Below are 12,468 nucleotides of genomic sequence, written 5' to 3'. Positions count from 1 at the left end.
TAAAAATAATCTGGAGGCAAAGTCATCATGTCACTTTTACTAAAAGATCGAGTTTACACAATGGAGTCTCCAACGGCAAAAAGAGGAGTCTACCCGTTACACGGATACAAGCTTGGTCTGTATCGCTTGCCAATTAAGCTAGAGGATCCTGCAGAAATGAAATCCATTACTGAAGGCCTAAAGAAGACCTTTACCATGGATACTTTTGCAGACCGAGTCTTTGCCACCTATACCTGGAGCGAAGAAAACATGCCAGACCCAGACGCCAAGGGATACCAAAAGGTAAACCTCTCCATAACAGTAGAGATCGTCTCTGGCGAAGTAGTCGATATCATTTACCAAATTTTCCCAATTGAAAAGTTCGGCGACCCGCAATGGGTAAAGGACTATCGCAAAAAGGCGGACTATTATGCAAAAATGATAATCGACACAATTCTTCGAAACACAATCCTGGCCGATAAAATGATTGAAAGCCTCATGAAGGCAGAAAAAATAGACCAAGAGGCGGCAACAAAACGACTAGAAGAACTAACACCACTTGCAAAAATAGTTCCAAATGCAAAACCAAAACCAAAGGCCGAAATTCCGGAAGGAACACCAGCAGCGGCCGCTGCCCAAGTAGTAGAGGCCCGCGATGGTGCCAAGCCAGGACCAATTGATGTTGAATACAAATCTCACATGCAGGCAAGCTCACCATATACGGTTACTGCAAACAAAAATGTCATCAAGACCTGGGGAAGGCAGGGAACGGACAACGGAGTCATGGGCGTTTGGGGAGAATTTGTCTCAGTTGACTTTGATATTTGTATAGCAGACGGCGCATGCATTGACGCATGCCCAGTAGGAGTATACGAATGGTTTGACACGCCTGGTAACCCCGCATCGGAGAAAAAACCACTGATGGCACGCGAGCCGGACTGTATCTTTTGCCTAGCATGTGAGGGAGTATGCCCACCACAAGCAATCAAAATCTTCCAAAGAAAATCCTAAGTTGTAAATACCCTGCACTGGGGTGACTTGTAATGGCAGTAAACCCGTTTACAGTGTTTGTCTTTGATATTTTCATTATTTCAGCAATCTTGCTGACTGCATACACGTTCAACTTTTACTATCTTGCGATTCTGGCAATCCGAAGAAAGGACAAGTACCAGATAAAAAAGATCGGCACGCCATCGATTACCATACAACTGCCACTATACAATGAAAAATATGTTGCGGCAAGGCTGGTAGACGCAGTTTGCGCAATGGACTATCCAAAGGACAAAATGAAGATAATGGTCCTTGATGATTCTGACGATGACACTACAAATCTCTTGTATGATCAGATAAACAACTACAAAAGAGATGGCTATGACATTGTCCACATTAGACGCGGAACAAGAAAGGGGTACAAGGCAGGGGCACTCAAATATGCAATGACCCTTACCGACACGGAATATGTCGCAATCTTTGATGCTGACTTTATTCCGCCGGAATGGTTCCTCAAAAAGGCAATGCCGTATTTTGCCAAACCCAACATCGGCCTAGTCCAGTGCAGGTGGGGGCATGTAAATGAGAACTATTCTGCAATGACCCAGGCGCAGGCACTAAGCCTTGACTTTCATTTTCTAGTCGAACAAAAGGCAAAGAGCAACTCTTCAATGTACATGAATTTCAATGGAACTGCGGGAATCTGGAAGAGAGACTGCATTGAGGATGCTGGGGGATGGCACACTGCCACGCTGGTTGAAGACCTTGATCTGAGCTATAGGGCGCAGATGAAGGGATGGAAGTGCGTCTTCATCGAAGACATTGTAGTTGATGCGGAGCTGCCCGTCCAGATGAATGCTGCAAAAAGGCAGCAATTCCGGTGGGCAAAGGGCGCAATCCAGTGTGCGGTAAAACTGCTTGGCGACATTGTCATAAAGCGGCACATCCCAATAGAGGCAAAGATCCAGGCGTTTGTCCAGCTTACTCGCCACATTGGCTATCCATTGTTGTTGATACAATTTTTGGCGCTACCAATACTTTTGGCTGCAAACTTTAACCTTCATGTACTCAAGTTCGTGCCGGCGTTAACCATTGCGGCATATCTTGCGATGGGGCCATTTGCATATCTGGTCGTGATTTACAATTTGTGGGGCCAAAACTGGAAGCAAAAGGCAAAGGTCATGCCATTTCTGCTCATCTATTCCGCAGGCTTGTCTGTGAATAATACGGTGGCAGTCTTTGACGGGTTGCTTGGCAAAAAGAATGAGTTTTTGCGCACGCCAAAATACGGAATCATAAAGAACACTGATGACTGGCGTGACAAGGCATACAATTTGCCATTTACCAAGACAACGCTACTTGAGATATTTTTTGCAGTATATGGTATAATGGGAATACTGATTGCGATATTTTCCAAAAACCCAATCTTTGCGCCAATAATTGCAATCCCAACAATTGGTTTTGCGTATGTTGCGTATCAGAGCCTGTCGCATTCCAGATTTAAAAGAAATAAATCAGAGAGGCCAAGATCAAAAGCAGAAAAAATGGCGGACAATTACTACCAGATGGCACTAGTCGGCATGTTTGCAATAATCACCTTTGGCGCATACATGGCATATCAGGGATACCAAAGCGATGTGTATCCCTTGGACTTGTCACGCGGCTATCTGGACAGAATCGCAACAGGAGGAAATCCACAACAAATGCTGCAGGATCTTAACGCAATAAAGACGCAACTTCCAAAGGAAGGCAATCCTGTCTGGATCTTCCCGACAGACACTACTGACTTTGGACGAATCCAAGAAGACGTTGATTCCCTAATAGAATCTGTAGAAGCAATACAAAACCAGCCAAAGAGCTCAGTTGAATACAGCACTGCCATGTCTGATCTGCACCTAAGAGCAATTCAGATACGACAAAACATCATGGATGCAACCCCGTACATGTATGCTAGTTTTTCAAATATTGTGTTTAGCTCAATTTGGATTGCTGCAATCCTTGGAATATTTGCAGTACTCAAAAGAAAGAAGGACCAGCTCAAGGCATACGACAAGTCAGAAGACGTCTAGGCCTGTACTGGCGAGATCTCTTTTTGTTCCTCGGAGCTTAGCTTGAATTTAGAAATCAAACCTTGAAGCTGTTCTGCCAGGGCAGACATTTGGTTTGCCGTAGCTGCGATTTCTTGGGTATGTGCAGTTTGCTGTTCTACTGCAGCAGATGTCTCTTCGGTAGCCGATGCATTTTGTTCTGCTACTGCAGAGATTTCTATTGCATGAGCGGACACTTCGTTTACTTTGATTACTTCTTGCTGTGCTGTGTTTGATAGGTGCTTGATCTTGTCTGAGACATTTTTAACATGGGATGCTATCTCGTCAAGCGACTTTAGTGAGGATTCAATTACCATCTTGCCTTGATTTACCTCGTTTGAGGAGACCTCAATATCCTCGACTACCATTTGTGCGTCCTCGTGGATTTGTTTTAGCTTTGAATCGATTTCTTCAGAAGATTTGGATGAGCTTTCTGCTAGGCGCCTTACCTCGTCAGCCACTACTGCAAACCCACGCCCGGACTCTCCGGCACGGGCTGCCTCTATTGCGGCATTTAGTGCCAAAAGGTTTGTTTGGTCTGCAATGTCTCTAATTACAGTCAAAACCGCGGTGATTTCGCTTGTTTTTTGCGCCAGCTGTCGCACTTTTTCTGCAGAACTGTTTGTGACTCGAATAATGTTGTTCATTCTCTCACCTGCTTCCTTTGCTGCCTCTGATCCTTTTTCTGATAGTATTCCTACGCGATTTGCCTCTTCAACTGATTCTACTGCATCCTTTGATAATTCGTTAATTGTTTTTGACAGCTCATCTACGATTTGCTTTGACTTGTTGAGTCCTTGTGCTTGGGATTCTGAACCCTTTGCCACTTGGTCAACTGTTGCCGCAATTTGTTGGATTGACGAGTTCATCTCGGTTCCGGACGCTGCAATCTGCTGTGCGCTTGCAAAAACCGACTGCGATGAATTGTTTACTTCGGATATTATGTTTCTTAGATTGGAGACCATTTGTTTTTCTGCATAAAGCAGCTTGCCTATCTCGTCTTTGGACTTGGATTCTTGTACTGTGACTGACAGATCCCCCTGGCTTATCTGCGTGGCAATCTCTGTTGCCTTGATGATTGGCTTTGTTATTCTGCGTGCCATAAAATACGCAAAAACGCCTACGACTGCGTTTACTGTTATCCCTAAAATCAATGCCTGCGTGGCCATCTCTGAGAGGTGGCCCTTCAGACTCTCGTCACCAGAATTTTCTACAAGCTGGCTTGCGATGTTGAAATTGCCTAGCGATATTACCAATACTGAAACTATGGCGATCGCATTGAACAACAACTGTAACTTCCAATTAAGCGAGATACGATTCCACATGCTAGTCTTGGTCTGCAACTTTGGATTATAGGCTCAAGTGTGTTTACTATGAACGTATGATTTTGCGGGATTTGTTCGTGATTTTGTGCGTACTAGGCACGAGTAATTATGACATAACCACAGTATTATTAGTACGGTACTGGTACCGTACTATATGATTGCATGCGAATATTGCACAAAACAGTTCGTCGAATCCATGACTGGACTGACCGAAAAAACACTCCATGAGATACTCCATGGCCCAGAACTGGTCAACGAGTAGCTGCTCTTTTTTATATTTTTGAAACAGCAAATCTCTGATTGGCGCAAAAATGGGTGTTCAAGTGGTTCACCTTATTTTAGCTCCAAACTTTAGTATCTTTGAGACCTGATAAAATCAGTGTCTACGAGGAAAACTCCAAAAACTGCAGAAAAATCACTGACAAAAAGAGATACTGCTAATCTGGCAAAAAAAGTGGCGGCAGTCTCTGATTCTACTAAATCATTATCCAAAGAAATCAAATCAATGGCAAAGGTCTTCTCCGACAACCAAAAGGTTCTCCTGTCGATGAAGGGGATGATCGATACCCTAATTGATACACTTGAGCAGATCCAAAAGCAATCAAAGCAGCTAAACCTCATAGAAGAGGACAACCAGCGGCTCTATGCTGGACTAAATCAGGTGCGGGCACAGGCAAGTATGATAACAAGTGTTGGTGAGCATGCAAACAAGCTTCAAGAACAGGTAAACAAGCTAGTCCAGACCCAAAAGAATGCGCCTGCACCAGAGGAAATAATGAAGGCAGTATCGGACAGCCAAAACTCGATTCAAAACAACACCCACATGATAATCAAGATTGCCCAGAGAATAGATACCATAAAAGACGATCTAGTCAATATATCGTCCAAGGCAGACAAGACATCCAACATTGAATCAGAACTAGATGCAATCAAAGAAAAACTACACGCATTGTTTGAAAACTCGTCAAAATCCAGCCTAGAATCCGAGATTCCTCAACTAAAGGCAAGCCTGGTATCACTGCAAAACGAGCTTGTGACAAACATGGCAAAGACTGAATCCATCACTCATCTTAGCGGGGAAATTGCCAAAATCGAATCAGAGATTGGCTCGCTAGTCAAAAGGGCGGACTCGACTGCGTTTGTCGGCGAGGGAGTAAAATCAGTCCAGTCTGACCTTGCATCGTTTAAGGACCACATCCTTGGCAAGACAAACACAATTGACCAAAAAATCTCTTCAATATCGGAGCTGCTAAAGAGAGCAGATGCCGCATCATCCGAGTTCCACAAAAAGGCAGACCATCTAGTCCAAGAAGTACAGCACATCAAAAGCGCCACAACCAAGTCCTCATCTACTGCATCAAAGGAGGTAATTGCATTACTGAAACTATCAGAGTTCCAGTCAAACATTCGAATTTTGTCAGAATCAAAATATGGCGAACTAAAAGACATTGAGAAAATGGCAGAGCAAACATCAGACATTGTCAATCTATTTGACAAGGTGGCAATCGAGTCTCAGGATAAAATCTCGCTGCCGCAAGAGGTCCGCCAGTGGGCAATATCAAAAATGCTTGACTGTGCTGACAAGTGGGAAATAAGATTCTCTGATTTGTTTAATGTTCTGATAAACAAGCTTGGCAAAGAGCTAGTCAAGGAAAACATTCGCATCAATCAAGTGCGCGACATTTTTGGGATACGCGGCGTGGACGAAATACGAAAAGAGCTTGGCTTAAGCTGATTTAGAGCAGTCAGATACCCCAGGTCTCATTCTACATAAAATTCAGATGACCTAATCATCACCCTGCAAGCGAAGTTGTGACATAATGCCTAATAATTCTTGGTGCAGCCTAGGTAATTATTATTCACAAAATAGTAATACAAGTCGACCTTTCCCATTAAAAAAAATTTTAGGGATTCTAGCACATGAATTCCCAGATTCTTGAGAAAGTTGAATCATCAGGAATCTGCGGAATAAAAAAGGCGGAACTAAAGAAGATTTTTGGCGCAGACTGTGAAAATACAATAAGCGAGCTTGCAAAAGAGGATAAAGTAATAGTGGACAACAAGGGCGTTGCGCACTATGTGTGGAGTAAGGATAATTATTTGTCCCATGTGTCACAAAACGACCCAAAATTCAAGATTCTAGCAAGACTAGTCAACAATTTAGAGGCAAAAATCTCGCAAATCCCGGCAAAGTCAGAAAATACTGCCGACTTTAAGATTCATTTTGATAAACGCATATCAGAAATCTCATCATCCTTGGGATGGGTTCCACTGGCAGATGTGCGGGCCAAAGTTTGCCAAATCTTGGACATTACACAGGAAAAATTCTATTCCGAGGTATCTGCAATAATAGAACAAAACCCGACAAAATATGAGATGTCGACAGGTGGTGTGGAGGGAATCCATGTGCGCGGAATGCTACATGGATACATTAGACGACTATGACATACCCATACGGCCTAAAATCCAACCCATATCCTAGCAGCCCAACACCTACTGAGCAGGATGCCAAGATTTTGGGTGGAACAAAACACCAAGAGGCAAAACACTCGATAGTAGAATGCATCTCTGATCTGTACAAGCAAACATCGCGAAGAAATTCTGATGAAAATGACTTTAGGCTAATCACGGTAGTGCAGGATGTGGGCTCTGGCAAGACTCATCTTGCATTGCACATCAAGACGCTAAAGACAAGACAGGACATTGTCACTGCATATGTTGACTTGTCCACAATATCGCCAAAGACCAACGAGAGCATCTATTCTGCCATAATACGCGGATTTAGTCGTGAAATGTTCTCAGAGCTGCGAGCAAAGTTCCTGATGCAGATCTGTGAGCGAGCACAAAAGGGAGACGCACTGGCAAAAAAGGCACTTGGCTATGGATTTCTGGACAGACTAAAGGGAATCACCATAAAACAAAAGGCTGAAGACATCATTTATGACAAGAACACCATCTCGCAAGAGATTCTGCGCATCTATCTGGGCGCTCACTATTCACAGCATGAATCGGCCGTAATACAAAATATAATTTCCAACTCGTTTGACAAGGTGACAAATCTGGACGATCTTCACGGACGACTGGCAGCAGTATGCAAGTTCTTCCATAATCTATTGGGCAAAGTAACGCTTTTTGAGCTGGATGAGCTTGATGCGCAAGAAAGCTCACTGGAATTTGTAAAATCACTCATAAACGCTCACATTCCGGCATCTGTCTTGTTACTAATTACAACGCCATCATTATACCTGGACATACAAAGGGCAAACCCATCAGTCTTTGACAGGCTGGAAAAGGCAAACTACAAAATTGATCTTGCAGGCGCAAACTCAGTAGACGAGCTAATCGAGATTGCAATTGAATACATCAAGGAAGCTGACAAAACAGAGCGATTTAACAAAAAAGAACAGCACGACTTGGCAGCAAAGATTCGAGTGTTATGCGATGAATTCCCGGAATTCCGAAACGTCCGCTCTATCATAAACATACTGAACCATGCAATAGAGCAAGGCTCGGAGCTAGGCGCATCTGAAATAACAGAGGCAGTAATTGATGAAACCATCAAACACACCTATCCGGGACTAAAAATCAAAGGAAGCATTATGGAGGTGCCAATCTCTGAGTTTATCAAAATAAAAAGAACTGCAGGAGCCACCCAGGACCAAGTAAAGCAAGCAATCGCAAACCTGGTAAACTATGCGCATGAAATAGGAAACGTCTCAAAATCGGCAAAGCAAAACCCTTCCTTTGACGTGGTGTATTCCGATCCATTTGGCACAAAAATAGGAATCGCCGTAGTCATGAACGACAATCATGCAAAGAACTTTGAGATAATCTCCAATGTGGTAAAATCATCGGCATTTGTGGACAAGCTAATCATCATAACAAACACCAGCATCCCACAGTCAAACCTAGCTACCATAGTAAATGTGGACAAATCCAAGGTAATTGACTTGCTCTACTTTAGCAACAAGTACACAGAGCGCAAGCTTGATGAGCCGGAATCAGAAAAAGTCAAAATCCTGGCAAAAACAATCTCGGTAATCTAAAACATACGACACAAACATCAGAATGTGTTTTATATCTACAAGTGTTTATTACTAATGAAGGTAAAAGTAAACCATGGCCACAACTACAAAAGTTCAGAAACGCATAGTTTCTCTCGAAATCTCAGAAAATGAGCCAATTGAACAAGCTGAAAATGATCTAGATTCTCTGGCAAAAACAGTTATGAAATAGGCTTTGTGAAAATCTAGCGCTTGGTTTCAAAATTTGAAATTCATCCCAAGGATATAGTTTTAGCAGATCCTCAATACCAAGATCAATCAGAAAACAAGAGGCGACCACTATTGGTCATCTCAAAATCGTTGTTCCACCAGTATACTGGGTTTTTTGTTTGCACTGGTATCACAACCAATCAGACAAACGATCCCTACTTGCTTCCAATAACTTCTAAAGATACTGTGGATATTCTTAAAGAGAAATCACAAGTGATGTGCAAAAGAATAGTGACTGTTAGACAAGACGTGATTGTCAAAAAATAACCAGAACAACTGATGAATTTTATGATCAGATTGTTCTAAAGATCAAAAATGACATTTTAGAGTTATGACTAGATTTTAGCACAATTCAACCCAAAATCATTTTAATGATTTTATTTTAGGCTAGTTGATGCAAAATTATTTTCTGCAATCCGGCGTCCAATCCATGATAGAACAGGTCACGCCAGATATCCCACATTCCTCGTTTATCACGGATTTGGCAATAATCATGATTTTGGCATCGGTTGCGACACTGGCGTTTTTCAAAATGCGACAACCTCTCATAATTGGATACCTGTTTGCTGGAATGCTAATTGGCCCGCTTTCTCCAATTTGGACCTCGCTTTTGCCTGAGGGCCAGGACTTTATGGGATTTGGGCAGGCGGGACTGTTGTCAGACCTTGGACTGCTCAATATTTTTGCAGAACTTGGAGTGATTTTGCTTTTGTTTGTAATTGGAATAGAATTTCCATATTCTAAAATCCGCTCAATAGGCAAAGTTGCAGTCGGTGCAGGAACAATTGGGTTGTTCTTGACGCTGGGTATTGTTTTTTATGTTGCAGGAATGGTTGGACTAAATTTTATGGATTCGCTCTTTTTGGGGGCTGCTCTATCTATTACCAGTACTGCAGTAATTGTCAAAATTCTAGAAGATGCTGGCAAAATAAAAAAGGAATCGTCAATTCTGGTGTTGGGAATTCTGATTGTAGAAGACATTATAGCGGTGATCCTAATTGCAACGCTGGAATCTGTTGCGCTGGTAGGAAACGTCTCTTATGAGAGTATAGTCACTGTGCTTATAGTTGCGGCCGCACTAATTGGTGGCACACTAACCATTGGAACAAGAACAATTCCAAAACTAATTGATAGAGTGGCAGCTACTGAGCACAAGGAAATTCTGTTGCTGTCTGTTCTTGGTCTGTGTTTTGGCTATGCGTTATTTGCAAACATAGTGGGACTCTCTGTCGCAATTGGCGCATTCTTGGCAGGCGTATTGGTTGCCGAATCAAAATCTGCCGAGGTCTCCAAGATTTTGTCCAGTCCGATTAAGGACATGTTTGTTGCAATATTTTTCGTCTCTGTTGGCGCACTCATGAACATTTCAGAGCTGCAAAACTACATTTTCTTGGCATTTGGAATAATTACTTTGGCAATCATAGTAAAGTTTGGAGGCGCAATGCTAGGAACATACCTGTTCCGGCAGGGCAAGGCAAAATCACTACGTTCTGCATTTGCGCTTGCAGGCCCACGAGGGGAATTTTCTATTGTTATAGTAAAAACAGGCGTAGATATTGGTGTGGTTAGCAGCTTTTTGTTCCCGCTAATAGGAATCATATCTATCATTTCGGCATTTATCTCACCATTTTTAATTAGGGCTAGTGACAAAATTGTTGCAAAGACAGCGGAGGAATGATCATGGACGATGAAATGAAAGAACTAATGGACAAGGTTCACGTTGGAATTACCTCGTTTAACTATAATGGAACAAAAGTACCGTGCGTGATTCTAGCAGAAAAAAGATTTGATGAAATAATGGCCAAAGTCGCTGGCAAGCCCCTGTCTGTTGACACAAACCTCAACATTTTGCAAAACGGACTAGGCAATGTCTTTGTGGAAATGGCACTCACCTTTTCTGAAGGCGGAATAGACGAAAAAATTCTGCTATATGCAAACGAGTCGCTTGATTTTTTTGAGTCGCTGGCAACTACGTCGATGCTTGCACTGTCGTCTCCTCACTCACAAGTAGGAAAAGACAATGTGTTTATGATCCAACTTCCAAGGCCTGAAAAAATAGCAAACGCCCTAGACATAATCAAAAAGGGCTTGCAGGCAAAAGGCTAGATTTCTGCTTTCTTAACTGGTTTCTTCACGGCTTTCTTTTCTGTATCCTTTTTCTTGTCTTTTTTAGGGTCTTTCTTGGTTTCTTTTTTCTTTAATTCCTCTTTATCGGCGGTCTTTTTCTTGGAATCCTTCTTTAGATCTTTTTTGTCTGATTTTTTGTCTTTTGTTTCTGTTGGTTTTGGTTTGTCTGCTTGTTTTTGCTTAGACTTTTCAGCTACCTTCGGTGATTCTTTTGTAGCAGCTGATTTGTCGCCCAGTGTGATTGAAAATGAGGCCTTTTCTGTTGGAATTGGTCTAAACAAAATTCCCTGTACTTCAATTACGACTTTATTCTCACCGTCTTTGAACTGGACTGGAATTGTGGCAGAGCCAAGAGATGTATGTGTCAATGGAATTGGCCCAAAGACAGCATTGCCACCATTTGTAACTAGAACAGTATAGTCAATGTGCTCTTGTATGTTACCGCTTTGTGGATTTAGAAAGTCGATTTTCATCTTTGATGTTTCGCCTGGTTTTGGTGATGCAGGCTCTGTGGAAACGCCAACCTTGAGTGTGCCTATGTCGGTTGATACCACTTGCTGGTGGGTCTGCGCGCTAGCCAATAATGGCGAGGCAAAAATGCCCATAACAAGGACCATCATGCCAAAAATGCCAAGGTGCGCCTTCATGATCCTAATTTGTTTTAATTAATAATAAACCAATGTCCAAATTTCATCGCAAGTTTTTTCTACCGTCTTTTTTCTGATTTGGTATTTTACAAATGTGTTATCTTGGATCTGGGATTATGAGGGTCTCTTCTGCCTCGAATTTCTTGCCTACGGCATCCTGCATTTTGTTGACAATGTTGTTGACCTTGTCCAAAGTCATGCTTCTGTCCAGGAATATGTGCACCTGTATTGACAAGGCATGACCGAGCGGCCTTACTAGTACATCTTCCACCTCTACGTTGAACTCTTTTTCCACAAATTTTGTTATTGTCTCTTGAAGTTCTGGGTTTTTGACCGCATCAAGCAAAACCAGTGTGGATTCTCTGATTGCAGTATATGCCATGAAGAATATGTAGCCTGCAATTATGATGCCTCCAATTGCATCCATGTAGGGTACCCCGAAATACCCCGCAAGAACACTTCCAAACCCTACAAATGAAGCGGATCCGTCCTTGATGGAGTTCTTTGCATCAAGCTTTAGTGAAATAAGGTTGTGCTTTTTTGCAATTTTTCTGACCACAAATGCGCGATGCAGCGAAATGCTTCCGGCAGCTATCAGTGTGATCATCGTGATTTCTGGATTTATTGCCCTTGTTGGATGTAGTATGTTTTCATATGCATGATAGACAATAAAGATTCCAAGTATTACGATTATTATGGCTGCAATGAATGCGGCAAAGCTCTCTATCTTGGCGTATCCAAAATGAAACAGATTGCTTCTTGGCTTGTGAAGCATTCTGATTCCAAACCACACAATAAACGACACCAGAGAATCTGCCATGGAATCAAGCCCGTCTGCAAGTAGCGTCAGGCTTCCTGTGTATGTCGATATGGATACTTCGGCTACTCCAATTCCAAATAATGTCCAAACAGAAAGCCACGCCGCGCGGCGAGCCTCCGCAAACACTGTTAATTTATTCAAATATTACATCTGATCTTCAAATGAGGCCTGCTTTTAATTGTGATGTTGTAATTTTTTGTAGAATGTGTTTTGAATTGT

At 42.4% G+C, this 12,468-nt stretch carries 11 protein-coding genes; 8 read left to right on the top strand and 3 right to left on the bottom strand.

Annotated features, from left to right (window positions below; genetic code table 11):
• Nucleotides 1-27: 27 nt before the first annotated feature.
• Together NAQ_RS04775 and NAQ_RS04770 are read left to right on the top strand one after the other, a co-directional pair.
• Nucleotides 28-990 (top strand): 4Fe-4S dicluster domain-containing protein, encoded by a 963-nt coding sequence (locus tag NAQ_RS04775; RefSeq protein ID WP_100182482.1) that lies wholly within the window; start codon nucleotides 28-30, stop codon nucleotides 988-990.
• Nucleotides 991-1,022: 32 nt separating this feature from the next.
• Nucleotides 1,023-3,038 (top strand): cellulose synthase family protein, encoded by a 2,016-nt coding sequence (locus NAQ_RS04770; RefSeq protein ID WP_100182481.1) that lies wholly within the window; start codon nucleotides 1,023-1,025, stop codon nucleotides 3,036-3,038.
• On the opposite strand, the gene NAQ_RS04765 is transcribed toward NAQ_RS04770, so the two are convergent.
• Entirely contained in the window at nucleotides 3,035-4,342 is a 1,308-nt protein-coding gene (locus NAQ_RS04765) for a methyl-accepting chemotaxis protein (RefSeq protein ID WP_218192572.1), read from the bottom strand. The genes NAQ_RS04770 and NAQ_RS04765 overlap by 4 nt on opposite strands.
• Nucleotides 4,343-4,760: 418 nt before the next feature.
• Here NAQ_RS04765 and NAQ_RS04760 point away from each other — a divergent pair, with 418 nt between their 5' ends.
• The 6 genes from NAQ_RS04760 (at nucleotide 4,761) to NAQ_RS04735 (ending at nucleotide 10,761) form a co-directional block, all read left to right on the top strand.
• Nucleotides 4,761-6,116 carry a chemotaxis protein gene (locus NAQ_RS04760; protein ID WP_245871749.1) on the top strand — a complete coding sequence of 452 codons (1,356 nt, stop codon included), beginning with the start codon at nucleotides 4,761-4,763 and terminating at the stop codon, nucleotides 6,114-6,116.
• Between the two features lie 185 nt (nucleotides 6,117-6,301).
• Nucleotides 6,302-6,826: a hypothetical protein gene (locus NAQ_RS04755; RefSeq protein WP_100182478.1), complete on the top strand. Its 525-nt coding sequence runs from the start codon at nucleotides 6,302-6,304 to the stop codon at nucleotides 6,824-6,826.
• Nucleotides 6,823-8,427 carry an ATP-binding protein gene (locus NAQ_RS04750; RefSeq protein ID WP_100182477.1) on the top strand — a complete coding sequence of 535 codons (1,605 nt, stop codon included), beginning with the start codon at nucleotides 6,823-6,825 and terminating at the stop codon, nucleotides 8,425-8,427. The genes NAQ_RS04755 and NAQ_RS04750 overlap by 4 nt, the downstream gene beginning before the upstream one ends.
• A 210-nt stretch (nucleotides 8,428-8,637) precedes the next feature.
• A complete protein-coding gene (locus NAQ_RS10475; protein WP_100182476.1) occupies nucleotides 8,638-8,922 on the top strand; it encodes a type II toxin-antitoxin system PemK/MazF family toxin in 285 nt (94 codons plus the stop codon).
• Nucleotides 8,923-9,049: 127 nt separating this feature from the next.
• Nucleotides 9,050-10,333 carry a cation:proton antiporter gene (locus tag NAQ_RS04740; protein WP_100182475.1) on the top strand — a complete coding sequence of 428 codons (1,284 nt, stop codon included), beginning with the start codon at nucleotides 9,050-9,052 and terminating at the stop codon, nucleotides 10,331-10,333.
• 2 nt (nucleotides 10,334-10,335) lie between these two features.
• Nucleotides 10,336-10,761, top strand: coding sequence for a hypothetical protein (locus NAQ_RS04735; RefSeq protein WP_100183455.1), 426 nt, complete (start codon nucleotides 10,336-10,338; stop codon nucleotides 10,759-10,761).
• On the opposite strand, the gene NAQ_RS04730 is transcribed toward NAQ_RS04735, so the two are convergent.
• Together NAQ_RS04730 and NAQ_RS04725 are read right to left on the bottom strand one after the other, a co-directional pair.
• A complete protein-coding gene (locus NAQ_RS04730) occupies nucleotides 10,758-11,429 on the bottom strand; it encodes a carbohydrate-binding protein (RefSeq protein ID WP_100182474.1) in 672 nt (223 codons plus the stop codon). The genes NAQ_RS04735 and NAQ_RS04730 overlap by 4 nt on opposite strands.
• A 97-nt stretch (nucleotides 11,430-11,526) precedes the next feature.
• Nucleotides 11,527-12,390, bottom strand: coding sequence for a cation diffusion facilitator family transporter (locus NAQ_RS04725; protein WP_100182473.1), 864 nt, complete (start codon nucleotides 12,388-12,390; stop codon nucleotides 11,527-11,529).
• Nucleotides 12,391-12,468 lie beyond the last annotated feature (78 nt).

This window comes from Candidatus Nitrosotenuis aquarius (assembly GCF_002787055.1).
GTDB classification, from domain to species: Archaea; Thermoproteota; Nitrososphaeria; order Nitrososphaerales; family Nitrosopumilaceae; genus Nitrosotenuis; species Nitrosotenuis aquarius.
The sequence above is the reverse complement of the archived record's forward strand: the minus strand, read 5'-3'. Positions and strand labels throughout refer to the sequence as shown.